Annotated in this window: 24 protein-coding genes; 10 read left to right on the top strand and 14 right to left on the bottom strand. The window is 60.7% G+C overall.

Annotated features, from left to right (window positions below):
- Positions 1-275: 275 nt before the first annotated feature.
- The 3 genes from hydA (at position 276) to preA (ending at position 4512) form a co-directional block, all read left to right on the top strand.
- Positions 276-1715 carry a dihydropyrimidinase gene (hydA, locus tag NL116_RS13485; RefSeq protein WP_494377593.1) on the top strand — a complete coding sequence of 480 codons (1440 nt, stop codon included), beginning with the start codon at positions 276-278 and terminating at the stop codon, positions 1713-1715.
- 154 nt (positions 1716-1869) lie between these two features.
- Positions 1870-3237, top strand: coding sequence for an NAD(P)-dependent oxidoreductase (locus NL116_RS13480; RefSeq protein WP_494377592.1), 1368 nt, complete (start codon positions 1870-1872; stop codon positions 3235-3237).
- Positions 3238-4512: an NAD-dependent dihydropyrimidine dehydrogenase subunit PreA gene (preA, locus tag NL116_RS13475; RefSeq protein ID WP_494377591.1), complete on the top strand. Its 1275-nt coding sequence runs from the start codon at positions 3238-3240 to the stop codon at positions 4510-4512. It abuts the gene before it with no gap.
- A gap of 108 nt (positions 4513-4620) precedes the next feature.
- Here preA and NL116_RS13470 read toward each other — a convergent pair whose 3' ends face one another.
- Positions 4621-5241, bottom strand: a complete 621-nt coding sequence (locus tag NL116_RS13470; RefSeq protein WP_140669974.1) for a TetR/AcrR family transcriptional regulator — start codon at positions 5239-5241, stop codon at positions 4621-4623.
- A 138-nt stretch (positions 5242-5379) separates the two neighbouring features.
- On the opposite strand from NL116_RS13470, the gene copC reads away from it, so the two are divergent.
- From copC to NL116_RS13440, 6 genes are all read left to right on the top strand, one after another.
- Complete coding sequence (gene copC, locus NL116_RS13465) at positions 5380-5742, top strand: copper homeostasis periplasmic binding protein CopC (RefSeq protein WP_494377590.1); 363 nt, start codon at positions 5380-5382, stop codon at positions 5740-5742.
- A 3-nt stretch (positions 5743-5745) separates the two neighbouring features.
- Positions 5746-6606, top strand: a complete 861-nt coding sequence (gene copD, locus NL116_RS13460) for a copper homeostasis membrane protein CopD (RefSeq protein ID WP_494377589.1) — start codon at positions 5746-5748, stop codon at positions 6604-6606.
- A 154-nt stretch (positions 6607-6760) separates the two neighbouring features.
- Positions 6761-8059: an OprD family porin gene (locus NL116_RS13455; protein WP_494377588.1), complete on the top strand. Its 1299-nt coding sequence runs from the start codon at positions 6761-6763 to the stop codon at positions 8057-8059.
- A 290-nt stretch (positions 8060-8349) separates the two neighbouring features.
- Positions 8350-9171 (top strand): NAD-dependent epimerase/dehydratase family protein, encoded by an 822-nt coding sequence (locus NL116_RS13450; protein WP_494377587.1) that lies wholly within the window; start codon positions 8350-8352, stop codon positions 9169-9171.
- A gap of 33 nt (positions 9172-9204) precedes the next feature.
- Positions 9205-10092, top strand: a complete 888-nt coding sequence (locus tag NL116_RS13445) for an SMP-30/gluconolactonase/LRE family protein (protein WP_494377586.1) — start codon at positions 9205-9207, stop codon at positions 10090-10092.
- A gap of 10 nt (positions 10093-10102) precedes the next feature.
- Positions 10103-10975: an aldose 1-epimerase gene (locus NL116_RS13440; RefSeq protein ID WP_494377585.1), complete on the top strand. Its 873-nt coding sequence runs from the start codon at positions 10103-10105 to the stop codon at positions 10973-10975.
- 5 nt (positions 10976-10980) lie between these two features.
- On the opposite strand, the gene NL116_RS13435 is transcribed toward NL116_RS13440, so the two are convergent.
- The 13 genes from NL116_RS13435 to pedF form a co-directional block, all read right to left on the bottom strand.
- Positions 10981-12708: a PAS domain-containing hybrid sensor histidine kinase/response regulator gene (locus NL116_RS13435; RefSeq protein ID WP_494377584.1), complete on the bottom strand. Its 1728-nt coding sequence runs from the start codon at positions 12706-12708 to the stop codon at positions 10981-10983.
- Positions 12692-13855 (bottom strand): alcohol dehydrogenase-like regulatory protein ErcA, encoded by a 1164-nt coding sequence (gene ercA / locus NL116_RS13430; protein WP_059180994.1) that lies wholly within the window; start codon positions 13853-13855, stop codon positions 12692-12694. The genes NL116_RS13435 and ercA overlap by 17 nt, the downstream gene beginning before the upstream one ends.
- A 217-nt stretch (positions 13856-14072) precedes the next feature.
- Positions 14073-15215 carry a pyrroloquinoline quinone biosynthesis protein PqqE gene (pqqE, locus tag NL116_RS13425; protein ID WP_494377583.1) on the bottom strand — a complete coding sequence of 381 codons (1143 nt, stop codon included), beginning with the start codon at positions 15213-15215 and terminating at the stop codon, positions 14073-14075.
- Positions 15193-15465: a pyrroloquinoline quinone biosynthesis peptide chaperone PqqD gene (gene pqqD / locus NL116_RS13420; protein WP_494377582.1), complete on the bottom strand. Its 273-nt coding sequence runs from the start codon at positions 15463-15465 to the stop codon at positions 15193-15195. The genes pqqE and pqqD overlap by 23 nt, the downstream gene beginning before the upstream one ends.
- A complete protein-coding gene (gene pqqC / locus NL116_RS13415) occupies positions 15462-16214 on the bottom strand; it encodes a pyrroloquinoline-quinone synthase PqqC (protein WP_494377581.1) in 753 nt (250 codons plus the stop codon). Before pqqC ends, pqqD begins: the two co-directional genes overlap by 4 nt.
- A 117-nt stretch (positions 16215-16331) precedes the next feature.
- Positions 16332-17246 (bottom strand): pyrroloquinoline quinone biosynthesis protein PqqB, encoded by a 915-nt coding sequence (gene pqqB / locus NL116_RS13410; protein ID WP_494377580.1) that lies wholly within the window; start codon positions 17244-17246, stop codon positions 16332-16334.
- A 54-nt stretch (positions 17247-17300) separates the two neighbouring features.
- On the bottom strand, positions 17301-17372 hold the full coding sequence (gene pqqA, locus NL116_RS13405; protein WP_003253598.1) for a pyrroloquinoline quinone precursor peptide PqqA: 72 nt from the start codon (positions 17370-17372) through the stop codon (positions 17301-17303).
- A gap of 256 nt (positions 17373-17628) precedes the next feature.
- Positions 17629-19149, bottom strand: coding sequence for an acetaldehyde dehydrogenase ExaC (gene exaC / locus NL116_RS13400; RefSeq protein WP_494377579.1), 1521 nt, complete (start codon positions 19147-19149; stop codon positions 17629-17631).
- A 247-nt stretch (positions 19150-19396) separates the two neighbouring features.
- Positions 19397-21172: a PQQ-dependent methanol/ethanol family dehydrogenase gene (locus NL116_RS13395; RefSeq protein WP_494377578.1), complete on the bottom strand. Its 1776-nt coding sequence runs from the start codon at positions 21170-21172 to the stop codon at positions 19397-19399.
- 142 nt (positions 21173-21314) lie between these two features.
- Positions 21315-22253: a quinoprotein relay system zinc metallohydrolase 1 gene (locus tag NL116_RS13390; protein WP_494377577.1), complete on the bottom strand. Its 939-nt coding sequence runs from the start codon at positions 22251-22253 to the stop codon at positions 21315-21317.
- A gap of 16 nt (positions 22254-22269) precedes the next feature.
- Entirely contained in the window at positions 22270-23031 is a 762-nt protein-coding gene (locus tag NL116_RS13385) for a quinoprotein dehydrogenase-associated SoxYZ-like carrier (protein ID WP_494377576.1), read from the bottom strand.
- Positions 23032-23040: 9 nt separating this feature from the next.
- Positions 23041-23916, bottom strand: a complete 876-nt coding sequence (locus NL116_RS13380) for a substrate-binding periplasmic protein (RefSeq protein WP_494377575.1) — start codon at positions 23914-23916, stop codon at positions 23041-23043.
- 4 nt (positions 23917-23920) lie between these two features.
- Positions 23921-24382 (bottom strand): cytochrome c-550 PedF, encoded by a 462-nt coding sequence (gene pedF / locus NL116_RS13375; protein ID WP_027923292.1) that lies wholly within the window; start codon positions 24380-24382, stop codon positions 23921-23923.
- Between the two features lie 296 nt (positions 24383-24678).
- On the opposite strand from pedF, the gene NL116_RS13370 reads away from it, so the two are divergent.
- Positions 24679-25863 carry an ABC transporter substrate-binding protein gene (locus tag NL116_RS13370; protein ID WP_494377574.1) on the top strand — a complete coding sequence of 395 codons (1185 nt, stop codon included), beginning with the start codon at positions 24679-24681 and terminating at the stop codon, positions 25861-25863.
- Positions 25864-25890: the final 27 nt, after the last annotated feature.

Genomic DNA, 25890 nt, shown 5'->3' with positions numbered 1-25890 from the left:
CTGATTTCACATAGAAAATCTCGTCTATTTTTGGAACCTGTCAAGTGCGTCAAAATGGTGAGAAGCCTCACCATTTTGGTGATTTACAAACTTAATCGTTATTAATCAAATGGTTAAAACAGCCATAAGCTTATAAAAAATATTCTTGCTGATTTCACAAACTCAGACTAGCTTCAATTCCTGACAGTGCTGACAGGAATAAACCTGTTGGCGACAGTTTTATATAAAACACCTAGAACCGGCATAAGCCGGTCATTGCCTGCGAGGAACTCGGAATGTCTCTGTTGATCCGTGGCGCCACCGTTATCACCCATGATGAAAGTTATCGCGCCGACGTCTATTGCGCCGACGGCGTGATCAAAGCCATTGGCGATAATCTTGATGTTCCGGCAGGTGCCGAAGTGCTCGACGGCAGCGGCCAATACTTGATGCCCGGCGGCATCGATCCGCACACGCACATGCAACTGCCCTTCATGGGCACCGTGGCCAGTGAAGATTTTTTCAGTGGCACGGCGGCGGGACTGGCCGGTGGCACCACATCGATCATCGACTTCGTGATTCCCAATCCGCAGCAGTCGCTGATGGAAGCGTTTCACCAGTGGCGCGGCTGGGCCGAGAAGTCGGCGTCGGATTATGGCTTCCATGTCGCGATCACCTGGTGGAGCGAGCAAGTGCGCGAGGAGATGGCTGAGTTAGTCAGTCACCACGGCGTCAACAGCTTCAAGCACTTCATGGCGTACAAAAACGCGATCATGGCGGCCGACGACACGCTGGTGGCGAGTTTCGAGCGTTGCCTGGAGCTCGGCGCGGTGCCGACCGTGCATGCCGAAAATGGCGAGTTGGTCTATCACCTGCAACGCAAGTTGATGGCCCAGGGCATCACCGGCCCGGAAGCGCATCCGCTGTCACGGCCGTCGCAGGTGGAAGGCGAAGCGGCCAGTCGGGCGATCCGCATTGCCGAGACGCTCGGCACGCCGCTGTACCTGGTGCATGTCTCGACCAAAGAAGCCCTCGACGAAATCACCTACGCCCGCAGCAAGGGCCAACAAGTCTACGGCGAAGTGCTGGCCGGGCATTTGCTGCTGGACGACAGTGTCTACCAACACCCGGACTGGCAGACCGCCGCCGGTTACGTGATGAGCCCGCCCTTCCGCCCTCGCGGTCACCAAGACGCGCTGTGGCACGGTCTGCAGTCCGGCAATCTGCACACCACCGCAACCGACCACTGCTGCTTCTGCGCCGAACAAAAAGCCGCCGGGCGCGACGACTTCAGCAAAATCCCCAACGGCACCGCCGGTATCGAAGACCGCATGGCGGTGCTCTGGGATGAAGGGGTCAACACCGGGCGACTGTCGATGCAGCACTTCGTGGCGCTGACCTCCACCAACACCGCGAAGATCTTCAACCTCTACCCGCGCAAAGGCGCGATTCGGGTCGGAGCCGATGCGGACCTGGTGCTGTGGGATCCGGAAGGCACGCGGACGATTTCAGCCAAGACTCATCACCAGCAGGTCGACTTCAACATCTTTGAAGGCAAGACCGTGCGCGGCGTACCGAGCCACACCATCAGCCAGGGCCGCGTGGTCTGGGCCGATGGCGATTTGCGCGCCGAGCGCGGTGCGGGACGGTATGTCGAACGGCCGGCGTATCCGGCGGTGTTTGATTTGTTGAGCAAGCGGGCTGAGTTGAACAAACCTACTGCTGTGAAACGCTGAAAGCGGCCGTCGGCCTATCGCGGGCAAGCCACGCTCCCCCAGGGGAATGCATTTCAAATGTGGGAGCGTGGCTTGCCCGCGATGGCGGCAGCCCTGACAACACAAAAACAATGCCCGACAGAGGCAGCACCTCCATCACCGTGAGGCTAAAACCGTGATCAAGACCCTGAACCACCTCCCGCATCCTTATGAGAATGCCGCCGCCCTCGCCGGCCATTTCACCGACCTGGCGCCGCCGCTCAACGACCGCCAGGCCCATCTGGAAGCCTCGCGTTGCCTGTATTGCTACGACGCGCCCTGCGTGAACGCCTGTCCCAGCGAGATCGACATTCCGTCGTTCATCCGCAATATCCATCAAGAAAACGTTCAGGGCGCTGCGCAGAAAATCCTCTCGGCGAACATTCTCGGCGGCAGTTGCGCCCGTGTGTGCCCAACGGAAATCCTCTGTCAGCAAGCCTGCGTGCGCAACAACGACCAAGAATGCGCACCGGTCTTGATCGGCTTGCTGCAACGCTACGCCGTCGACAACGCACACTTCAGCGAACACCCGTTCGCGCGTGCGGCATCAACCGGCAAACGCATCGCCGTAGTGGGTGCCGGGCCGGCCGGTTTGTCCTGTGCGCACCGCAGCGCGATGCACGGCCATGACGTGGTGATTTTCGAAGCCCGGGAAAAGGCCGGTGGCCTCAACGAATACGGGATTGCCAGGTACAAACTGGTGGACGACTACGCGCAGAAGGAGCTGGAGTTCCTCCTGCAAATCGGTGGCATCGAAATCCGCCACGGGCAAAAGCTCGGCGACAACTTGAGCCTCAGCGACTTGCATCAACAATTCGACGCGGTGTTTCTCGGCCTTGGCCTGAATGCCAGCAAACAACTCGGCCTGCCCCATGAAGAAGCGCCCGGTCTGCTCGCCGCCACCGATTACATTCGCGAACTGCGCCAGGCCGATGACCTGACGCAACTGCCGCTGGCTGACCATTGCATCGTCCTCGGCGCCGGCAATACCGCCATCGACATGGCCGTGCAAATGGCCCGTCTCGGCGCTCGCGATGTGAATCTGGTGTACCGCCGTGGCGTGGAAGACATGGGCGCCACCGGTCATGAACAGGACATTGCCAAGGCCAATCAGGTGCGTTTGCTGACGTGGGCGCAGCCGGAAGACGTGCTGCTCGACGACCAAGGCCAGGTGCGTGGCATGCGCTTTGCCCGCACCCATCTGGTGGACGGTCGCCTGCAAACCACCGGGCAAACCTTCGAACTGGCCGCTGACGCCATCTTCAAAGCCATCGGTCAGGCCTTAGATGGCAGCGCCCTCGTCGATCCGCTGGCCCGTGAGCTCAAGCGTCAGGGCGAGCGGATTGAGGTGGATGAACAATTGCGCACCAGCATCCCCGGCGTGTATGCCGGCGGCGACTGCACCAGCCTCGATCAGGACCTCACCGTGCAAGCCGTGCAACATGGCAAACGCGCCGCCGAGGCGATCAATGCTCAACTGATGCTCAACGTGGAGGCTGCGTAAATGGCCGATCTCTCGATTGTTTTCGCCGGCATCAAAGCGCCCAATCCGTTCTGGCTGGCCTCCGCGCCGCCGACCGACAAGGCCTACAACGTGGTCCGCGCCTTTGAGGCCGGATGGGGCGGCGTGGTCTGGAAAACCCTGGGTGAAGACCCGGCGGCGGTCAACGTGTCGTCACGCTACTCGGCGCATTTCGGCGCCAACCGTGAGGTGGTGGGTTTCAACAACATCGAGCTGATTACCGACCGCTCGCTGGAAATCAATCTGCGGGAAATCACCCAGGTCAAAAAGGACTGGCCGGACCGTGCGCTGATCGTGTCGCTGATGGTGCCCTGCGTCGAGGAATCCTGGAAATTCATCCTGCCGCTGGTGGAAGCCACCGGCGCCGACGGCATCGAACTGAACTTCGGCTGCCCCCATGGCATGCCGGAACGGGGCATGGGCGCGGCGGTCGGCCAGGTGCCGGAGTACGTCGAACAGGTCACCCGCTGGTGCAAGACGTATTGCTCGCTGCCGGTGATCGTCAAGCTCACACCGAACATCACCGACATCCGCGTCGCCGCCCGCGCGGCCCATCGCGGCGGTGCGGATGCGGTGTCGCTGATCAACACGATCAACTCGATCACCAGCGTGAATCTGGAGCGCATGGTCGCCAACCCGATCGTGGGCAGCCAAAGCACCCACGGTGGTTATTGCGGCTCGGCGGTCAAGCCGATTGCGCTGAACATGATCGCCGAAATCGCCCGTGACCCGCAGACTCAAGGCCTGCCGATTTCCGGCATTGGCGGCATTGGCAGTTGGCGCGATGCGGCGGAATTTATTGCATTGGGCAGCGGCTCGGTGCAGGTGTGCACAGCGGCGATGCTGCATGGTTTCAGGATCGTTGAGGAAATGAAGGACGGTTTGTCACGCTGGATGGACAGTCAAGGCTACGCCAGCATTTCGGATTTTTCCGGGCGGGCCGTGGGCAATACCACGGATTGGAAGTACCTCGATATCAACTATCAGGTAATCGCCAAGATTGATCAGGAGGCATGCATTGGGTGTGGGCGCTGCCACATCGCCTGCGAGGATACGTCGCACCAGGCGATTGCCAGCGTGAAGCAGGCGGACGGGACGCATCAGTATTCAGTGATTGATGAGGAGTGTGTGGGCTGCAACCTGTGCCAGATCACCTGCCCGGTGCAGGACTGTATCGAGATGGTGCCGACGGACACGGGCAAGCCGTTTCTGGATTGGAATCATGATCCGAGGAACCCGTACCATGTCGCGGTCTGAGTGTTGCAGCGCCTGACCGGCCCCTCGCGAGCAGGCTCGCTCCCACATTTGTAAGTATTCCAATGTGGGAGCCTGCTCACGAACGGGCCCGCAGCACCACCACACACATCACGGCTCCAGGCCGATCCCCCGCAAAATCACGCTGGTCACCGTCTGCACCGCCCGCTCGAACTGCATGTCCGACAACGGCTGATGATCATTCAAAATGTTCACCTGATGATCAAAGTCCGCATAGTGCTGGGTCGACGCCCAGATCATGTACAGCAAGCTCGAAGGTTCCACCGGCAGGATGCGTTTGTCGTCCACCCACTGACGGATTTTCGCTTCTTTCATCTTCGCCCAGTCGTACAGGCTGACGTCCAGCGCCTCGCCCAAAGTCGGCGCACCGTGGATGATCTCGTTGGCCCACACTTTCGAGCCGTAAGGCCGACTGCGCGAGTGGTTCATCTTGGCGCGGATGTAGCTGCTGAGCACCACGCGCGGATCGTCGAACATCTCGAAGCACAACGCGTCCTGTTTCCACACTTCCAGCAGATCGAACAACACCGCGCTGTACAACTCGGTCTTGGTGCTGAAGTAGTAATGCAGGTTGGAGCGCGGCAGTTGCACTTCGGCAGCGATGTCGGCCATGGCGGTGCCGCCAAAGCCTTTCTCGGCGAAGACCTTTTCCGCCCCCAGCAGAATTTTTTCGACGTTACTGCGACGAATCCCGATCTTGTGATTGCCCATGAGGGCTCCCTGACACCAGCGTTGGCCAAGACTAGCATCCGGCTCTGCATCACGGCGACAGGCTAAAACGAAACTTCGACACTCAGCGGTCGGCGGGTAAACTGGCGCCACTTCGAACCTGCCTCAGAGGTATCCACGATGCTCAAGAAAGCCCTGGTCACCACCGCCCTCCTCGGCTCGCTGCTGGCCGCTTCGTCGGTGTGGGCCCACGCCCATCTCAAAGGCCAGACGCCGGCCGCCGACAGCACCGTGAGCGCGCCCGCGCAGTTGCGCCTGGAATTTTCCGAAGGCGTTGAAGCGACGTTCACCAAGGTCACGCTCACCAGGGACGGCGCCGCGGTGCCGCTCAAGAGCCTCGCCACCGAAGGCAGCGACAAGAAAACCCTGATCGTGACGCCTGCCGCACCGCTGACCGCGGGCACTTATAAAGTCGAGTGGCACGCGGTGTCCGTCGACACCCACAAAAGTGAAGGCGCCTACGCCTTCAAGGTGGGCCAGTAATTCATGACGAGCGCGATGGTGCTGTGTCGCTTCGTGCATTTCACCATGGTGCTGATGCTGTTCGGGGCGTGGGTGTTTCGACCGTTGTTGCTCAATGGCCGCGCTGAACACCTCGATCGAAAACTGGCGTTGACCAGTCGTTGGCTTGCTGCTGTGGCGTTGGCCAGCGGCGTTGCCTGGTTGCTGCTGATCACCGCGAGCATGGCCGGAGCGTGGGAGGCGGCGTTCGATCCGTCGACCCTGAATCTGGTGTTGGGCAACACGTTTTTTGGCCAGGTCTGGCGCTGGCACTTGCTGCTCAATGGAGTGTTGGTGGCGTTGCTGCTGAGTCCGTGGCGGGCCAGCAAGCTGCTGCGAATCGGCCTCGTCAGTCTATTGCTGGCGACCCTCGCGCCAGTCGGTCATGGCGCGATGCTGGACGGGCTCAACGGCCAGTTGTTGATGCTCAATCAAATCGTTCACCTGACCTGCGTGGGTGCATGGCTCGGCGGGTTGATGCTGTTGGTGATGATCTTGCGTCAACCGGCAGGGCAGCCCGTCAAAGCGATATTGCAGCGTTTCAGTGGTGTCGGTTATGGCTTGGTGGCGGGGCTGCTGATCACCGGATTGATCAACGTTCGGGTCTTGACCGGGGTGTTCTGGCCGACGCCGTTGTTCACTGGTTTTGCGTTGATCCTGTTGATCAAGGTGGCGCTGATTGCGGCGATGCTCGGGTTGGCCCTGTTCAATCGCCTGCGCATCAACGACTGCGAGCAGCGTCTGTCGACACTCAAAACCAGCGTGATCCTCGAATGGATGCTGGGGATGGGCGCAGTCGCAGCGGTTTCCCTCCTGGGCACCATGCCCCCCATGATCGCCAGCTGACGCCCAACAGGCTTTTTTTGTCCAGACCAATAGCAATTGGTCATCGTATAACTTCTGATTGACAAGCCTTCGAGCTCTCGCAAATAATCGCCGCCAATGTTGTACGACGACGTATGACAAAAATAAAAACAACAAGAAACAAGGGAGCGTCACCGTGAGCAAGCTCGTCCGCAATTCGTCCGCCCACACCCCCACCCCGATTTTCAAACGCCGCCATACCCTGAGCCTCATTGGTTGCAGCGGACTTGCCCTCGCCCTGCCGATGGCCAGCCATGCCGAAGGTTTCACCGACGACGCCAAGGCCACGCTGAACCTGCGCAACGCCTACTTCAACCGCAACTACACCAACCCGGCGTATCCGCAAGGCAAGGCTGAAGAGTGGACGCAAAACTTCATTCTCGACGCCAGATCCGGGTTCACCCAGGGCACTGTCGGCTTCGGCGTGGACGTGCTCGGTCTGTATTCGCAAAAACTCGACGGCGGTAAAGGCACCGGTGGTACGCAACTGCTGCCGATCGACAGTGATGGCCGCCCGGTCGACAATTTCGGCCGCTTGGGTGTGGCGCTCAAAGGCAAGATTTCGAAGACCGAACTGAAGGTCGGTGAATGGATGCCGGTACTCCCAATCCTGCGCTCCGACGACGGCCGTTCGCTGCCGCAAACCTTCCGCGGCGGTCAGGTTACGTCCACCGAGATCAGCGGCCTGACGCTGTATGGCGGTCAGTTCCGCCAGAACAGTCCGCGTAACGATGCGAGCATGGAAAACATGTTTATGAACGGCAAATCCGCTGCCTTCTCATCGGACCGGTTCAACTTCGGCGGCGGTGAATACGCGTTCAATGACAAACACACCCAGATCGGCGTGTGGTACGCCGAACTCAGCGACATCTACCAGCAACAGTATTTCAACCTGAGCCACAGCCAGCCGATCGGCGACTGGACCCTCGGCGCCAACCTTGGTTACTTCATCGGCAAGGAAAACGGCAGCGCCCTGGCTGGCGACCTCGACAACAAAACAGCGTTCGCCCTGCTCTCTGCCAAATACGGCGGTAGCACCTTCTACGTCGGCCTGCAAAAGCTCACCGGTGACGATCAATGGATGCGCGTCAACGGCACCAGCGGCGGCACCCTGGCCAACGACAGCTACAACTCCAGCTACGACAACGCCCAGGAAAAATCCTGGCAAGTGCGCCACGACTACAACTTCGTCGCCTTGGGTGTACCTGGCCTGACCCTGATGAACCGCTACATCAGCGGTGATAACGTGCACACCGGGAAGATTACCGACGGCACCGAATGGGGCCGCGAATCGGAACTGGCCTACACGGTGCAGAGCGGTCCGTTGAAGAACCTCAACGTCAAATGGCGCAACGCGAGCATCCGCAAGAGCTTCAGCACCAACGAATTCGATGAAAACCGTATTTTCATCAGCTACCCGATTTCGTTGCTGTAACGCCGACGTTTTTCAGGGATTACCACAATCCCCTGTGGGATCGAGCGTGCTCGCGATAGCTATCTTTCAATCAGCACATTCGTTGACTGAACCACCGCCATCGCGAGCAAGCTCGCTCCCACAGGGTGCTCTACAGTCTGGAAGATTGTCGGCGGATGTAATGAAACGACCCTCTGTCCATTTCAACCAACGTCGCGTTGACAAGACCCGGAGAGCCTTACGATACTTCCACATAGTCGTACGACAACCTACAACGAATCAATAACAACAACTGTTTGTCCAGGATTCCCATGACTACTACAACCACCCGCCTCCCTTTCAATCGCCTGCTGCTGACCGGTGCCGCCGGTGGCCTGGGTAAAGTCTTGCGCGAAACCCTGCGCCCTTACGCCCATGTGATTCGCCTGTCGGACATCGTCGATCTCGCTCCGGCAATCGATGACCGCGAAGAAATCGTGCCGTGTGATCTGGCAGACAAGCAGGCCGTGCATCAATTGGTCGAAGGCGTGGACGCGATCCTGCACTTTGGCGGTGTGTCGACCGAGCACTCGTTCGAGCAGATCCTCGGTGCCAACATCTGTGGCGTGTTCCACATCTATGAAGCCGCGCGTCGGCATGGCGTCAAGCGGGTCATCTTTGCCAGCTCCAACCACGTGATCGGTTTCTACAAGCAAGACCAGGTCATCGACGCCCACTCCCCACGTCGCCCGGACAGCTACTACGGTTTATCCAAGTCCTACGGTGAAGACATGGCCAGTTTTTATTTTGATCGCTACGGCATTGAGACCGTCAGCGTGCGTATCGGCTCCTCCTTCCCGGAACCGCAAAACCGCCGCATGATGAGCACGTGGCTGAGCTTCGGCGACCTCACCCACTTGCTGGAATGCGCCTTGTACGCCCCGAACGTCGGCCACACCGTGGTATATGGCGTGTCCGACAACAAGAACGTTTGGTGGGACAACCGTTTCGCATCCGGCCTGGGTTATCAACCACAGGACAACTCCGAAGTATTCCGCGAAAAAATCGAGGCCCAACCGATGCCGGCCGCTGATGACCCGGCGATGGTTTACCAGGGTGGTGCGTTTGTCGCGTCGGGCCCGTTCGGCGACTGACCCCCAACAACAAAAAACCAAGGGAATGTGGCCATGCAAGCCGAATTGATTGTCGATGCCCGTAACGCTGTTGGTGAATGCCCGGTGTGGGTCCCCGAGGAAAACGCCCTGTACTGGGTCGATATTCCTGCAGGGGCCCTGCAACGCTGGAATGCCGCCAGCGGGCACGTCGATGCGTGGACCGCGCCGGAAATGCTCGCGTGCATCACTCGCCACCGCGACGGTGGCTGGGTGGCCGGGATGGAAAGCGGGTTTTTCCATCTGCACCCGCACACCGACGGCAGCCTCGACAGTCAATTGCTCGCCCACGTCGACCACGCCCGCTCGGACATGCGCCTGAACGATGGTCGTTGCGACCGTCAGGGGCGTTTCTGGGCGGGCAGCATGGTGTTAAACATGGGCGCCAACGCCGCCGACGGCACGCTTTACCGCTACAGCACCGGTCAACGCGGGCCGCTGGAGGCGCAACTGGGCGGGTTTATTGTCCCGAACGGCCTGGGTTTCAGCCCGGATGGCCGGACGATGTACCTGTCCGACTCGCATCCCGACGTTCAGAAAATCTGGACCTTTGACTACGACCTCGACAGCGGCACACCGTCCAATCGGCGGTTGTTTGTCGACATGAAACAGTTCCCCGGCCGCCCTGACGGCGCCGCTGTCGACGCTGAAGGTTGCTACTGGATCTGCGGCAATGACGCCGGATTGGTTCACCGCTTTACCCCCGACGGTCGACTGGATCGTTCACTCGCCGTCCCGGTGAAGAAGCCCAGCATGTGCGCCTTCGGTGGCAGTCGACTGGATACGTTGTTCGTGACCTCGATCCGCCCCGGCGATGACCATGATGAACAGTCCCTGGCCGGCGGTGTGTTCGCCCTCGATCCCGGCGTTACCGGATTGCCGGAACCCCGGTTCAACGCATGAGCCTATTTAGATGACGCCTACACTGCTCGAACTCGAAGACGAACTGACCCACCTCACCCTCGCCCCCGAACTCGGCGGCAGCCTCGTCAACTGGACGGTGCGCAGCACTGGCCAACCGCTGCTCCGTCACAATGACGCCCAGGCGTTGAACACCGGCCTGCCGGGAAAACTCGGTTGCTATCCCCTGGCGCCGTGGTCCAACCGCATCGCCGAAGGTGGGTTCGATTGCCCCGATGGCTGGCTGGCGTTGGCGCCCAACAGCCTGACCGATCCGCTGCCGATTCACGGCAGCGCCTGGCAGCAACCGTGGCAGGTGGTGTCGCAATCGGCCAATGAAGTAATTCTGCAACTCGACAGCAGCACGCCGTTCGCTTATCGCGCCCGGCAACGGATTCGTCTGAGCAACGGTCAGTTGAGCATCGAATTACAGGTCACCCACTTGGCCGACCGTGCCGCGTGGCATGGCCTCGGTTTGCACCCTTACTTTCCGCGCACCGCGAACACACAGCTACAGGCCAAGGCTGAGCAAGTCTGGTTGTGCGATGGCTCGAAACTGCCGACGGAATTGATTGCGCTGCCCGCCGACTGGGACTTTCGTCAACAGGGCAATTTACCCGCGTCACTGGTCGACAATGGTTTCTGCCACTGGGATGGCCATTGCCTGATCCAGCAACCCGACCTCGGTTATTCGCTGGAATGCCAGGCCACCGGCAGCGATTACTACTTGCTCTATTGCCCGGTCGGTCTGGAGTTTTTCTGCATCGAACCGGTAAGCCACCCCGTCAACGCACATCACCTGCCGGGGCGTCCAGGGCTGCGGTTGCTGGAGCAAGACCAGTCGGCGGAGCTTGGATTCAGCCTGCAATATCGCGCGCTCGGATAACGCCATTACCCGAGCATCTGACTCAGCGCCGCACGCAGCTTGCCGGGCTTCACCGGTTTGTTCAGCAGCGGCGCGCCGAGTCGCTGCAACGAGCGCCGACACTGATCCGTGCGGTCCGCCGTGATGATCACCGCCGGAATCACCTGGCCATAATGCTCACGCAAATGCCTGACCACATCGCAACCGACCACGCCATGATCGAGGTGATAGTCCGCCAGGATCAGTTCCGGCGCTTGCCCGCGAAGCGCCGCCAGCGCCGAGGATTCATCCGTGGCCGTGACCACCTCACACCCCCACTGCCCGAGCAGCGCGCTCATGCTTTCGAGAATGCTGACTTCGTTGTCCAGCACCAGCAGGCGTCGACCCGGCAAGGGATTGCCCGTGGTCAACTGAGGCGCGGCCTGGCTGATCGGCAGCGGAACCTCATGGGAAATCGGTACGTCGATGCTGAACATTGAGCCTCGCCCCGGCACCGATTTAACCCGAATCCGATAACCGAGAATCTTGCCGATGCGCTCAACAATGGCCAGGCCCAGCCCCACGCCTTTGCGGTCGGCGGCACGTCCGACGTCGAGTTGGTTGAACTCCAGGAAAATCGAATCCAGTCGGTCCGCAGCGATTCCACGCCCGGTGTCCCAGACCTCCAGGCGCAGCATCTCGCCGCGACGCCTGGCGCCCAGCAGAATGCTGCCCTCGTCGGTGTAGCGGCAGGCGTTACTGAGGAAGTTACGCAGGATGCGCGTCATCAGGCGCAGGTCGGTGCTGATGGCGTATTCGCCCACATGCACCCGCAGGTTCAGCCCTGCCGCCTCGGCGACCGACTGAAATTCGGACACCAGCGGCCCGAGCAATTCGTCGAGACGATAAAGGGCAACGTCGGGTTTCACCGCGGCGTGATCGAGCCGGGAAATATCCAGCAAATCAGTGAGCAAATCTTCCGCCCCCTCCAGCGCCTGATGAGTGCGCTCGACCAGGACCTGTTCAACGTCAGGCAGTTTTCGCTCACGCAACGTCGAGATCAGCAAGCGTGCGGCGTTAAGCGGTTGCAGCAAGTCGTGACTGGCCGCCGCGAGGTACTTGTCCTTGCTGCGATTGGCGGCCTCGGCGGCGTCGCGGGCATCGCGCAAGGCTTCGGCAATCTGCTTGCGTTGGGTGATTTGCTGTTGCAGGTTGCGGTTGGCTTCCAGCAACTCATCGGTGCGCGCAGCGACCCGCTGCTCCAGTTCGTCGTTGAGTTGCTGTAAACGCTGCTGGGCTTGTTTGCGTTCGGTGATGTCAGCGACAAACCCTTCAACCAGACCTTCCTGATCGGGTTTGAGCAACAGGTTCATCAATACATCGAGGCTGCTGCCGTCCTTGCGCCGCAACTGGGTTTCATAGCCGTGCAGGCTGCGTTGATGCTTGAGGATTTCGCCGATGTTTTCCAACTCGCTGGCCCCGCCGACAAACAGGTTGCTCGCCAGGTCCGCCAGGGAAAACAGCACCTCTTGCGGGTTCTGATAACCGAGCATGTGCGCCAACGCCGGGTTGGCGGCCCGCATGCCTTCTTGCAGGCTGGCCTGGAAAATCCCCTGGACCGCGTTTTCGAACAGCCATTTGTAGCGATTGCGCTCGGCTTCCAGGTCGTCGAGCCGCGCGGCCAGTTCCGGGTAATGACTCTTGCGCGCCGAATGGCTGCCTAACCCGAGTAACCCCGCCAGTGCCCGTTGCTGATCGTCAGAGGGCTTCGCCATAGACGACCTCGACATCACGCTGGCTGGATTCGCGCGGATTGGTCAGGATGCACGGGTCGTGCATGGCGTGTTGCGACAGGAACGGAATGTCTGCCGTACTGACCCCGTGCAAGCCAAGAGTCTCGTGGAAGCCGATCGCGTGTTTGAGCGCGATCAGATGCTCCACCAGCCGCGCGCAGATCTGCCGGTGGTTCAGGCCACGGCAATCGATGCCGAAGGTCTCGGCGATGACCTTGAAGCGATCCGGCGCCGAGCTGTAATTGAACGCCACCACATGTTCCACCAACACCGCGTTACAGAGGCCATGGGGCAGATCGAGGAACCCGCCCAGGCTGTGGGACATGGCGTGCACCGCGCCAAGAATCGCGTTGGAGAACGCCAGCCCGGCTTGCATGCTGCCGAGCATGATCTTCTCGCGCAGGGCGATGTCCGTGGGGTTGGCAATCATTTGCACCAGGTTGCCGTTGATCAACCGCATGGCTTCCAGCGCATGGGGATCTGTCAGCGGCCCATGGCCGGTGGAGACAAACGCTTCGATGGCGTGCACCAACGCGTCGATGCCGGTGCACGCCGACAGGAACGGGTCCATGCTCAGGGTCGTTTCCGGGTCGATCAACGAGACGTCCGGCACCACCGCCTTGCTGACGATGGAGAACTTCATGCGTTCTTGCTGGTTGGAAATGATCACGAACTGCGAGACATCAGCCGACGTGCCGGCGGTGGTCGGGATCAGGATCAGGGGTGGGCTGGGCACGCGAATGGTGTCCACGCCTTCGAATTCGAGAATGCTGCGTCCGTGAGCAACGACAATGCCGATGCCTTTGCCGCAATCCATCGGGCTGCCACCGCCGACGGCGACGATCACATCGCAATGGTTTTCCCGGTACAGCTCGGCGCCGAGCATCACTTCTTCGACCCGCGGGTTGGGCGAAACATCGGCGTACAGGAAGTAGTCGATACCCAAGGCTTGCAGGCTGGCCTCGACATCGGCAACCCAGCCGGCGGCAATCACCCCGGGGTCGCTGACCACCAGGACTTTGCGGGCGCCAAAGGTCTTGGCGTAATTGCCGACATTGTGCCGACAGCCGGCACCGAAGATGATTTCTGGAGACACGAACTTACGCAACTGGCTGAGACTCTGGCTCATTGGAAAGCCTGTTCTTATTGTTTTGAAAGATAGAACCCACACTAAACCATCCAACCGTGAATGCAATCAGACCAAAGAACAGCACTTTGTGCATTCACCGCAGATCCACTGTGGGAGCGGGCTTGCCCGCGAAGACGGAATGTCAGTCAACATAGATGTTGAATGTTAAGCCGCTATCGCGGGCAAGCCCGCTCCCACAGGGATCGACGTATGGCGACTATCCGCGGTAGATCAGTCGCGAGGCCTTTTCGTTGCGCAACGTCAGGTGTTCCATGCCCTGCCCCACAGCCTCGGCTTCTTCCCGGGCCTTGAGGATCACGCCGTGGTGCGGCGACTTGCTGCACACCGGGTCGGCATTGGCGGCATCGCCGGTGAGCATGAACGCCTGGCAGCGGCATCCGCCCAGATCCTTGTGCTTTTCATCGCACGAGCGGCACGGTTCCTTCATCCAGTCATCGCCACGAAAACGGTTGAAGCCAAACGAATCGGTCCAGATGTGCTCGATGCTGTGCTCGCGCACGTTGGGAAACTGCACCAGCAACTGGCGGGCGCTGTGGCAAGGCAGCGCGGTGCCGTCCGGGGTGATGTCGAGAAACAGATTGGCCCAACCGTTCATGCAGGTTTTGGGGCGTTCTTCGTAATAATCCGGCGTGACGAAGATCAGCTTGCACGGGTGGCCCTGGGCCTCAAGCCGTGCGCGATACTCGTTGGTGATGCGCTCGGCGCGCTGCAGTTGTTCGCGGGTGGGCAGCAGGCCGACGCGATTGAGTTCGGCCCAGCCGTAGAATTGGCACGTGGCCAACTCGACAAAATCCGCTTCCAGCGCCAGGCACAAGTCAATGATCTGCGCGATCTGGTCAATGTTGTGCCGATGGGTGACGAAGTTCAGCACCATGGGATAACCCTGGTCTTTTACCGCGCGGGCCATGGCCAGTTTCTGGGCGAAGGCCTTGCGGGAGCCGGCAAGCAGGTTGTTGACCGCTTCGTCGGCTGCCTGAAAGCTGATCTGGATATGGTCCAGCCCGGCCACTTTGAAGTCACGGACTTTCTGCTCGGTCAGGCCAATGCCCGAGGTGATCAGGTTGGTGTAGTAGCCCATGTCTCGCGCAGCTTTGATCAGTTCGGCCAGGTCCTGTCGCACCAATGGTTCACCGCCGGAAAAACCCAATTGCGCGGCGCCCATCTCACGGGCCTCGCGAAACACCCGAATCCACTCCTCGGTGCTCAGCTCCTCGCCGTGTTGGGCAAAATCCAGCGGGTTGGAACAATACGGGCATTGCAGCGGGCAGCGGTAGGTCAGCTCGGCTAACAGCCACAGCGGTGGGCCGACGGGTGAATCATTCAATCCAGAATTGCGCATGGGCCACCTCCAGGAACGCCAGCACATCCTCATCAATCCCCGGTACGCCGGGAAAATTTTCGGTCAGTCGTTCTATGATCGCCGAGACACTGCGCCGGCCATTCACCAGATCGAGGATCTGTCCGGCGCTGGCGTTGAGTTTGATCATGCCTTCGGGGTACAGCAGCACGTGACAGTCCTGGCGGGGCTCCCATTGCAAACGAAAGCCCTGGCGCAACGACGGCAACGACTCGCGATGGATCAGGCTCACAGGGCAATCCCCCGGTGCCAGACCTTATCGGCCGTGACGGTGTGATATGGCGGGCGCTCCAGCTCGTAGGCCATGCTCATGGCGTCGAGCATGCTCCACAGCACGTCGAGTTTGAATTGCAGGATCTCGAGCATGCGTTGCTGCGCCTCACGCGTGACGTAGTGCGCCAGGGTAATGCGCAAGCCGTGTTCCACATCGCGCCGGGCCTGACTCAAGCGGTTGCGAAAATAGTCATAACCGCCCATGTCGATCCACGGGTAATGCGTCGGCCAAGCGTCGAGTCGGGACTGATGGATCTGCGGGGCAAACAGCTCGGTCAGCGAACTGCTCGCCGCTTCCTGCCAGCAGGCACGGCGGGCGAAATTGACATAGGCATCGACGGCGAATCGCACGCCGGGCAGCACCAACTCTTGGGACAGAATCTGCTCGCGATCCAGCCCCACCGCTTCGCCCAGACGCAGCCAGGCTTCGATGCCGCCTTCACTGCCGGGCACGCCGTCGTGGTCGAGAATCCGTTGCAACCACTCACGGCGCACGTCGCGGTCCGGGCAGTTGGCGAGGATCGCGGCATCCTTGAGCGGAATGTTCACCTGGTAATAGAAGCGATTGGCGACCCAGCCCTGAATCTGCTCACGGCTCGCGCGGCCGGCGTACATGGCTTGGTGGAAGGGGTGATGAATGTGGTAGTACGCGCCTTTCGCGCGCAGGGCGGTTTCGAATTCGGTGGGTGTCATTGCGGGGCTGGTCATTGCGGGTCTCCGATGGATTTTCGCTGTCGGGTCTGGCCTCATCGCGGGCAAGCCACGCTCCCACAGGATCACGCGATCAACTGTGGGAACGTGGCTTGCCCGCGATGGGGCCATCCGCTAAAGCTCAATACTCATGCCGTCATAAGCCACTTCGATTCCACGCCGCTCCAGCAAGGCGCGCTCGGCCGAGTCTTCGTCGAGGATCGGGTTGGTGTTGTTGATGTGGATCAGCACCTTGCGCTGGCGGGTAAAACCGTCCAGCACTTCAAGCATGCCGCCGGGGCCACTTTGCGACAGGTGCCCCATTTCACTGCCCAGGCTCTGGCCGACTTCGCAGACGCGCATTTCGTCGTCACGCCACAGGGTGCCGTCCAGCAGCAAACAATCAGCACGCTGCATCCAGCTCAGCACTTCGTCATCGATTTGTCCCAGCCCCGGCGCGTAGAAGAGTGATGCGCCGCTGCGTCGATCCTCGACGAACAAACCGATGGTGTCGCCCGGTTGCGGATGGTCGCGATTGGGCGAGTACGGTGGTGCGTTGCTCACCAGGGGAATCGCACGCCAGCGCAAGTGCTGGCAGGCAGGAATGTTGAATGGCTGGCGATCCAGGCCGATCGGTTGCCACTGCAACCCACCGTTCCAGTGACGCAACATGTTGAACAGCGGGAAGCCGCTGCTCAGGTCCTGATGAACCCGTTCGGTGCACCAGACGGCATGCGGACAGCCTTCGCGCAGGCTCAGCAGGCCGGTGCAGTGATCGATCTGGCTGTCGAGCAGCACGACGCCGGCGATGGCGCTGTCACGCAGTCGGCGAGCCGGCTGCAACAGCGGAAAACTCGCCAGTTGCGCACGAATGTCCGGAGAAGCATTGCACAGCACCCAATCCACACCGTTGTCGCTCAAGGCAATCGAGGACTGGGTACGCGGTTGTGCCCGCAGGCTGGCATTGCGCATCCCGGCGCACTGGTGGCAGTTGCAATTCCACTGCGGGAAACCGCCACCAGCAGCCGAGCCGAGAACGCGAATGTGCATGAATGAGGCTCCAAAGGCAGGCCCGGCCAACCCGATGGCTGGCCGGGTGAGCAATCAACGGTTGGCGAAATACATCGTCACTTCGAAGCCAATGCGCAGATCGGTAAACGCGGGTTTAGTCCACATGGGTCAATCCTCTTCTTGTGCCGGGCGATTCCGGTAAAGCCATTAATGCACGGGGCGCCGGGCGCCCGAATGCTACTTTCGAAGGAGAATGCGGGGTGCGTTGGTAGGGGGTGTTGCTCGATTTCCCATACGCTGCAGACCCATGTGGGAGCGGGCTTGCTCGCGAAGACGGCGTCACTTTCAACACATTCGTTGACTGACAGATCGCTTTCGCGAGCAAGCTCGCTCCCACAAGGGGTTACGGTGATTCCAAGGGTCAGAAGAACCCCAGCGGATTGATGTCGTAGCTGACCAGCAGGTTTTTGGTCTGCTGGTAGTGATCGAGCATCATTTTGTGGTTTTCCCGACCGACGCCGGACTTTTTGTAACCACCGAACGCCGCGTGCGCCGGGTACAGGTGGTAGCAGTTGGTCCACACGCGCCCAGCCTTGATCGCCCGGCCCATGCGGTAGGCGCGGTTGATGTCGCGGGTCCAGAGACCGGCACCGAGGCCAAACTCGCTGTCGTTGGCAATCGCCAGCGCTTCAGCTTCATCCTTGAAGGTGGTGACGCCCACCACCGGGCCGAAGATTTCCTCCTGGAACACGCGCATCTTGTTGTGGCCCTTGAGCAGCGTCGGCTGGATGTAATAGCCGCTGGACAGGTCACCTTCAAGCCGCTCGGCGGCACCACCGGTGAGGAGTTCAGCCCCCTCCTCCTGAGCGATTTTGAGGTACGAGAGGATCTTGTCGTATTGCTGCTCCGACGCTTGGGCGCCGACCATGGTTTCGGTGTCCAGCGGGTTGCCGCGTTTGATCTTGACGATCTTCTTCATCACTTCGGCCATGAACGGCTCGTAGATCGACTCTTGCACCAGCGCCCGCGATGGGCAGGTGCAGACTTCGCCCTGGTTGAAGAACGCAAGCACCAGGCCTTCGGCGGCTTTTTCGATGAACTGGGGCTCGGCGTTCATGATGTCTTCGAAGAAGATGTTCGGCGACTTGCCGCCCAGCTCGACCGTGCTTGGAATGATGTTCTCGGCGGCGCAATGCATGATGTGCGCGCCGACCGGTGTGGAACCGGTGAAGGCGATCTTGGCGATGCGCTTGCTGGTGGCCAACGCTTCCCCGGCTTCACGACCGAAGCCTTGGACGATGTTCAACACACCCGCCGGCAGCAAATCGGCGATCAGCTCAGCAAAGACCATGATCGACAGCGGTGTTTGTTCCGCCGGTTTGAGCACGATGCAGTTGCCGGCGGCCAAGGCCGGGGCAAGTTTCCAGGCCGCCATCAGCAGCGGGAAGTTCCACGGAATGATTTGCCCGACCACGCCCAAAGGCTCGTGAAAGTGATAGGCAGTGGTCAGTTCGTTGATCTCGGCGGCGCCGCCTTCCTGGGCGCGAATGCATCCGGCGAAATAACGGAAATGGTCGGCGGCCAACGGCACGTCGGCGTTCAGGGTTTCGCGCACGGCCTTGCCGTTGTCCCAGGTTTCGGTGACCGCGAGGATTTCCAGGTTTTGTTCGATGCGATCGGCGATTTTCAGCAGCACCAGCGAACGGTCCTGGGCCGAAGTCTTGCCCCAGGCATCCGCAGCGGCGTGCGCCGCGTCGAGGGCCTTGTCGATGTCGGCGGCGCTGGAGCGCGGGAACTCGGCAATCACCTCACCGTTCACCGGCGAGGTATTGGTGAAGTATTCGCCATTGACCGGCGCGACAAACTCGCCGCCGATGAAGTTGCCATAGCGCGGCTTGAAGGAAACAACAGCGCCTGGGGTTCCGGGTTGTGCGTAGATCATGGTGGGCCTCTGTCTGGGTCGATGCCTGTCGTGCCGACAAGCGATGAACCGATACTAGAGAGCCCCGCGTGCCGGACGAATGCGCCGTTGGCAGGAGGGCTCTCGTTATTTGGTCGTAGGTTTCACACAAAACACTGTGGGAGCGAGCTTGCTCGCGATGGCGTCTGTTCAGTCAGAACTGCTGTGACTGAGACACCGCTATCGCGAGCAAGCTCGCTCCCACAGGGGTTATGCGGTGGACTGGGGGTTAGTGCTTGGCCACCAGGTCTTTCGGCAGCTTGAAGGTCCAGAGCATGCCGCCCTGGTTGAAGTCCTTGATGCGCTTGGCCACTTCCCCGCCCCATAACGGTACGGCGCCGCCCCAGCCGGAGAGGACAGATACGTACTGTTCGCCGTCCATTTCCCAGGTCACAGGCGAACCGAGGACGCCGGAACCGGTCTGGAATTCCCAGACTTTCTCGCCGGTCTTGGCATTGAACGCCTGAAGGAAACCTTCCGGCGTGCCGGTGAACACCAGGTTGCCCTTGGTGGTCAGGACCCCGCCCCACAGCGGCGCGTAGTTCTTGTGGCGCCAGACTTCCTTGCCGGTTTTCGGGTCGATGGCACGCAGCACGCCGATGTAGTCTTCGTTCAACGGTTTGATGGTGAAACCCGCGCCGAGGAATGCCGCGCCTTTTTTGTAGGCGATGCCTTCGTTCCAGATGTCCATGCCCCACTCGTTGGAGGGCACGTAAAACAGCCCGGTGTCGCGGTTGTAGGCCATCGGCATCCAGTTTTTCGCACCGAGGAACGCAGGCGCTACAAAGACTGAACTGCCCTTGGGATCAGCGCCCGGAGCGCCAGGGCGGCTGGCTTCGTTGTAGATCGGCCGACCGTCTTTATCCAGGCCGCTGGCCCAGGTGATCTTGTCCACGAACGGGAAGCCGCGGATGAACTTGCCATTGGTACGGTCCAGCACGTAGAAGAAACCGTTACGGTCCGCCGTGGCCGCTGCTTTGATTTCCTTGCCGCCCTCGGTGTAGTTGAACGAGACCAGTTCGTTCACGCCGTCATAGTCCCAACCGTCGTGGGGCGTGCTCTGGAAGTGCCATTTGATGGTGCCGTCGTCCGGGTTGAGCGCCAGGCGCGACGACGAGTAGAGGTTATCGCCAGGGCGCAGATGCGAGTTCCACGGTGCCGGGTTGCCGGTACCGAACAGCAGCAGATTGGTTTCCGGATCGTAGTAACCGCCAAGCCAGGGTGCGGCGCCGCCGGTCTTCCACAGGTCACCCGGCCAGGTCTTGCCGGCTTCACCGCCAGAGATGCCATTCTCGATGGCCTTGCCGTCCTTGTAGACGTAGCCCATGTGGCCTTCAACCGTCGGCCGGACCCACAACAGATCGCCGTTTTTCGGGTCGTACGCCGAGATCTTGCCCACCACACCGAACTCGCCACCGGCCACCCCGGTAATCAGCTTGCCGTTGATCACCAAAGGCGCGGCGCTGATCGAATAGCCTTCCTTGTGGTCGGCCACCTGCTTGCTCCACACCACTTTGCCGGTGTCTTTGTTCAAGGCCACCAGCTTGGCGTCGAGCGTGCCAAAGAACACCAGATCGCCATACAGCGCCACGCCACGGTTGATCACGTCGCAGCACGGACGGATGTCATCCGGCAGGCGTGCATCGTATTGCCAGAGTTTCTTGCCGGTACGGGCATCGACCGCGAATACCCGAGAGTAAGAACCGGTCATGTACATCACGCCGTCCTTGATCATCGGCTGTGCTTGCTGGCCACGCTGTTTTTCGCCGCCGAAGGAAAATGCCCAGGCAGGTCGCAACTCCTTCACGTTGTCGACGTTGAGAATATCCAGCGGGCTGTAGCGTTGCCCCTGGACGCCGAGGCCGTTGGTGACGATTTGCTCCGGGTTTTTCGGGTCCTGGAGAATGTCCTGGTCGGTGACCGCGGCCAATGCCTGGCCGGACAACAGCATGGCACTGAGCAGCAGGCTCAAGACGAAGGGCTGGCGACGTGCGGGTTGAGTCATGACGGCTACCTCTGCGGTTTTTGTTATTCGCGGGAGTGTTTCCCGGCGTAGTGCAGATTCTTGGGCGCCGTCGCCCCGACAACAATTACCCGCAATATGGAGATTCCTAATCCCTTAGTAGCGGGTCGAATGCGTTCAAGCGTTATTGGGTTGCGCCGGAATCCACCCGGTTCATCTGCCCACGCTCGTAGCGCGGGTACAAATGACTGACGCTGCGGATCAATTCATAGCGGCTCAGGGTGATATCGGCGAAACGTTCCGGGATCGGACTGCGGATCATCTCGGCCATGTCGCTGCCATTCGCCGCACCCGCTTGCAGCAACTGGTCAAGCCAGGTCAGGTAGTCGCGCATTTGTTCGAAGGGTTGTGCGTCGCTGGACACGGGGCCGTGACCCGGCACGATCAGCGTCCAGGGCACGCCTTGCAGGGTGGCGATGTCCGCCAGCCACACTGACAACCCGGGGCTATTGGGGGTGGTCAGAGCCCGTTGATAAAACACCAGGTCCCCGGCAAACAGCACGCCGGTTTTCTGGTCGAGAATAGCCAGATCCGCTCCCGTATGCCCACCCAGGCCCAGCAAGCGTAAATCGTGATTCCCAAAACTGCGTACGCCTGGCGTCACGACTTGATTGGGCAGCACCACTTCGGTGCCCCGCATCCAGTCACCCACCATTCGATACATATTCTCGGCCAGCGCATCACCTTGTTGATGCAACAGCTCGGTGGTTCCCGCCAGTGCGCCGATGGGCACATCAGCAAACGCCTGATTGCCCAGCACATGGTCCGGGTGGTGATGGGTCAGGAACACCTGGACCACCGGTTTATCGGTGATCCCGGCAATCGCCTTGCGCAAGGCTTCGCCGTAGCGCTTCGACGGCCCGGTGTCGATGACTACGACCCCGCCCTCGGTGACGATGAACGCGGTGTTGACGATATTGCCGCCGTTGGCCTTGGCGAAATTATCCGTGCTGCCTTCCAGCAGCCAGGTGTCTTCGGCGATCAGCCGGGGCTTGAGCGAATACTCAAGGTCGGCCATGGCCGGCAAGCTGACGCTCAACACCATCAGCAGTATCCAGCGCATGAACTGCTCCTTTGGCTCAGGGAATCGACGCATCAAATTCATTGCCGCTGTTGTCCCGAACAATCAGACGCGTCTGTCCTGCCCCTGCGATGTCGAAGGCCAGGTTGGGGTTTTCACTGACGGCAGGAAACAGCTCCAGCCGCGCCAACAATTGATCGTCGGCACCTCGCAACTCCGCATGATTGATGAAGAATTCCGGGATGCCGCTGACCATGCCGTTGTCCATCGGGTGCGCCACCTGCACGCGCAATCGGCTGAAGTCAGTGCGCGGGTAGCGCGCGCCCAACACTTCGCCAATGTGTTCCTCCCAGCCGGGCTGGGTACGCACCACGCTGGGGGCAGTGCAACCACCGCCCGCCGCATCGATCACGGTCGAACCGACATGCCACAGCCCATCGCGCGTCAGGACCGCGGCGCGTAAAGGGGTGGCCTGTTCGATACGGATCCGGATCGCCAACCACGGCAACACGCGGTCCAGCGGCTGGAAGTCGACGATCTTCGGCAGCGGATTGAGCTCGGCCCAGGCAAGGATTTTCACTACCTCGCCCTTGAACGCTCGCGCATCGATTTCCAGTGGCACCTGCCGGGCATCTTCGGCGAACGGCGGCGCCAGCAGCTTGACCCGGTCATCAAAGACAAAAGGAGCATCGCCGAGCATTTGCTTGTGATAGAACGCCCACATCACTGAGGGCACCGGGTCTTTGCCCGGATCGATACTCGCGGCGTGCGCGGCCAGGGGTAACCAGCAAGCCAACAGCCACAGGATTCGCCAGCTCATCACCCGCTCCTATTGATACATCTCCGGCACGTCATACCGCAGGCCGTAATGGCTGTAGATCGTCTTAACGGCACCCTCGCGGATCAGGCCTTCCAGCGCCTCTTCCACGGCATAGGCCAGTTGCCGATTACTTTCGTGCACAGCCATGCCGATCTCCCACAGTTGCTTGCCCATGTTCGGATAGGCGTTTTCTGCCAACGCCAATTGCGGGTCGGCCGCCTCATGCACCTGCCAGTCGATTTCGCCACGCATGGCCATGACCGCGTCGACCTCACCGGCCTTCATCGCAGCAAAGGCCTGGGGTACGCCCGGGTAGTGGTGGGTTTTGCCCGCGAGCATGCCGTTGAACACCGACGTCAGGTAGAACGACGGCACACTGTCGACCTCGACGCCTATCGGATGCGAGTCGAATACCGCCACGCTGCCGACCTTGTCCAGTCGGCGCTGATCATAGGCCACCTGCCATTGTTCGGTCTGATAGGGCCCGAACATCACCACATGACCGTTTTCCATTTCGCCGAATTCGTTGCGCTTCTGGGCGTAGTCACGGTCATAGGGCACACGCATCATCAGGTCGGCCAGTTGCTGGTTGTGCAAGGCACTGGCGCGCCAGATGTAATCACGCAGATCGTCATCGAGTTTTTCCCCGGCGGGGGCCCAGATCAGCGTCAGGTGCACGCCGAGGGCCTTGGCCAGTGCCTCGGCAAGCTCGACATCGACGCCTCGAGGCTGGCCGGCCTGCTCAAAACTGTAGGGGGCGAAGTCCTTGTAGACCGCCACTTTCAGCTCCCCGGCGGCGATCATTTCGTCATAATTGCGAACCTGCGCCTGCACCGTCTGGCAGCACAGCCACAACGCACTGATCAACACCGCGAGCAGGCGCATGGCATCACTCCTCGACGTGAACGCTGTCCAGATAAGTGCGCACTGCCCACAACGCTTCCTGGCTCAGGTAATCGGCCATTTTCGGCATGTAGACCCGACCGTCACGCACAGCGCCATGGCGCACGCGTTCGACAAACCACTCGTCACCCGCCTCGCCGACATCGAGCAGACGCAGGTCCGGGGCGATCCCGCCGGACTTGGCTTCCAGGCCATGACACGCCGCGCAGTTCTGGTTGTAGGCCGACGAACCGATTTCCAGGGCTCTGTCGTGCTCCGGGGAGGCTCGATAGGGGTTGGCCGCGGCCCAGCCATCGCCATCCACCGTTACACCGGCGTCCTTGATCGGTGTCAGACCTTGAGTTTCAACCGCTTGCGGCACCACATTGCCGTGAGCCCACACGGAACCCGCACTGATAAAGCCGGCCAGCAGACCGACGACGAGCAAGGCGTTGCGTTTTGTTGTCATTGTTATGCCCTCAGGATTGCACGCAAAACCTCTTGGCAGAGGCTATGGCACTCATCTTAGAAACGGCATCGCCCTCACCCCATGCTGCTTTGGTGGTCGCCTTCTAATCCCTTGGTAGTAAGGCGATGGATGCACACCTCCGGTAGGTCGCCAACAGGCCTGGTGTCCCGGCGTGACCGGAAAACCGCACTGCCGGGCGCCAGTTACTACCTTGGTACTGGCTCACCGGTACTTTCTGCATATTTCCTCTGTTCCACAGGCTTCCTATGCTGGCGCTACCTGTAAAGGAGTGCCCTATGCGCCTGCTTGCCCCTTACGCCTTGCTGTACCTGCTGGCGATTGCCTGCGCCGCTGGCGTGGCTACCCAGAGCCAGGCTGCAGAGGCGCCGCTAGAGGTGCGAATCGGCTACCTGGGTTATCGCCCCGATCCGGGTCCGCTTCTGTCGAACGTGATTCCCGAACCGAGCGATGCCGGACTGCGCGGCGCCGAACTGGCGATCACCGACAGCAACAGCACCGGACGTTTCCTCAACCACAGCTACGCCCTGGTCAGTGCCAGCGCCGACAGCCCCGAAGCCTTGCTCGATGTGGCCAACACCCAACACGCGCAGGGTCTGCGGCTGTTTGTGGTGAACGCCCCGGCCGACAGCCTGCGCCAGCTCAGCGCCGCCCTGCCCGACAGCCTGATATTCAACGCCGGCAGTCCTGACGACCGCCTGCGCAGCACCGATTGCCTGTCGAACGTGCTGCACACCCTGCCGAGTCGCGCGATGCTCGCCGATGCGCTGGCGCAATTTCTGGTGGTGCGCAAATGGCAGCGAGCGCTATTGATCGTTGGCCCGACGGCCGACGATCAAGCCTACGCCGCCGCCCTGCGCCGCGCGGCAAAACGCTTCGGCCTGCAACTGGTGGCGCAAAAGGCCTGGAGTTTTGATAACGACCAACGTCGCAGCGCGCAGGCGGACATGCCGCTGTTCACCCAGACCGCCGAATATGACGTGGTGCTGGTGGCCGATGAACGCGGCGACTTCGGCGAATACGTGCCCTACCAGACCTGGTATCCGCGCCCCGTCGCCGGCACCCAAGGGCTGACCCCGGTGGGCTGGCACAAAACCGTGGAAACCTACGGCGCCGCGCAGTTGCAAAAGCGTTTTGAAGCCCTGACCGGCCGTTGGATGAACGACCGCGATTTCGCTGCCTGGATGGCCGTGCGCAGTATCGCCAGCGCGGTGAGCAAACTGCGCCAGACCGAACCGACGGCGATCCGTCAGCTGGAAATCAGCGATCAACTGCCACTGGACGGTTTCAAGGGCCGCAAACTCAGTTATCGCCCGTGGAACGGCCAGTTGCGCCAACCGATCCCCATCGTCCAGCCCCGCGCCCTGGTCAGCACGTCGCCGCAAGACGGCTTTCTGCATCCCTTCAACGAAATGGACAGCCTGGGTTACGACAAACCCGAGGTCAGTTGCCGCTTTCCCTGATCCAGCTTTCCACAAGAACGACAACAA

The organism is Pseudomonas sp. FBCC-B1667 (assembly GCF_059133255.1).
This window is presented reverse-complemented; position numbering and strand designations above follow the sequence as displayed.

Coding starts and splice junctions, on each gene's coding strand:
- NL116_RS13390 (WP_494377577.1), bottom strand. CDS start 22,253: ATGCGCTGGATACTGCTGATGGTGTTGAGCGTCAGCTTGCCGGCCATG.
- NL116_RS13435 (WP_494377584.1), bottom strand. CDS start 12,708: ATGGCGAAGCCCTCTGACGATCAGCAACGGGCACTGGCGGGGTTACTC.
- ercA (WP_059180994.1), bottom strand. CDS start 13,855: ATGAGCCAGAGTCTCAGCCAGTTGCGTAAGTTCGTGTCTCCAGAAATC.
- pqqE (WP_494377583.1), bottom strand. CDS start 15,215: ATGCGCAATTCTGGATTGAATGATTCACCCGTCGGCCCACCGCTGTGG.
- hydA (WP_494377593.1), top strand. CDS start 276: ATGTCTCTGTTGATCCGTGGCGCCACCGTTATCACCCATGATGAAAGT.
- copC (WP_494377590.1), top strand. CDS start 5,380: ATGCTCAAGAAAGCCCTGGTCACCACCGCCCTCCTCGGCTCGCTGCTG.
- NL116_RS13385 (WP_494377576.1), bottom strand. CDS start 23,031: ATGAGCTGGCGAATCCTGTGGCTGTTGGCTTGCTGGTTACCCCTGGCC.
- copD (WP_494377589.1), top strand. CDS start 5,746: ATGACGAGCGCGATGGTGCTGTGTCGCTTCGTGCATTTCACCATGGTG.
- NL116_RS13470 (WP_140669974.1), bottom strand. CDS start 5,241: ATGGGCAATCACAAGATCGGGATTCGTCGCAGTAACGTCGAAAAAATT.
- pedF (WP_027923292.1), bottom strand. CDS start 24,382: ATGACAACAAAACGCAACGCCTTGCTCGTCGTCGGTCTGCTGGCCGGC.
- NL116_RS13370 (WP_494377574.1), top strand. CDS start 24,679: ATGCGCCTGCTTGCCCCTTACGCCTTGCTGTACCTGCTGGCGATTGCC.
- NL116_RS13395 (WP_494377578.1), bottom strand. CDS start 21,172: ATGACTCAACCCGCACGTCGCCAGCCCTTCGTCTTGAGCCTGCTGCTC.
- pqqC (WP_494377581.1), bottom strand. CDS start 16,214: ATGACCAGCCCCGCAATGACACCCACCGAATTCGAAACCGCCCTGCGC.
- NL116_RS13440 (WP_494377585.1), top strand. CDS start 10,103: ATGACGCCTACACTGCTCGAACTCGAAGACGAACTGACCCACCTCACC.
- pqqB (WP_494377580.1), bottom strand. CDS start 17,246: ATGCACATTCGCGTTCTCGGCTCGGCTGCTGGTGGCGGTTTCCCGCAG.
- preA (WP_494377591.1), top strand. CDS start 3,238: ATGGCCGATCTCTCGATTGTTTTCGCCGGCATCAAAGCGCCCAATCCG.
- NL116_RS13380 (WP_494377575.1), bottom strand. CDS start 23,916: ATGCGCCTGCTCGCGGTGTTGATCAGTGCGTTGTGGCTGTGCTGCCAG.
- exaC (WP_494377579.1), bottom strand. CDS start 19,149: ATGATCTACGCACAACCCGGAACCCCAGGCGCTGTTGTTTCCTTCAAG.
- NL116_RS13450 (WP_494377587.1), top strand. CDS start 8,350: ATGACTACTACAACCACCCGCCTCCCTTTCAATCGCCTGCTGCTGACC.
- NL116_RS13445 (WP_494377586.1), top strand. CDS start 9,205: ATGCAAGCCGAATTGATTGTCGATGCCCGTAACGCTGTTGGTGAATGC.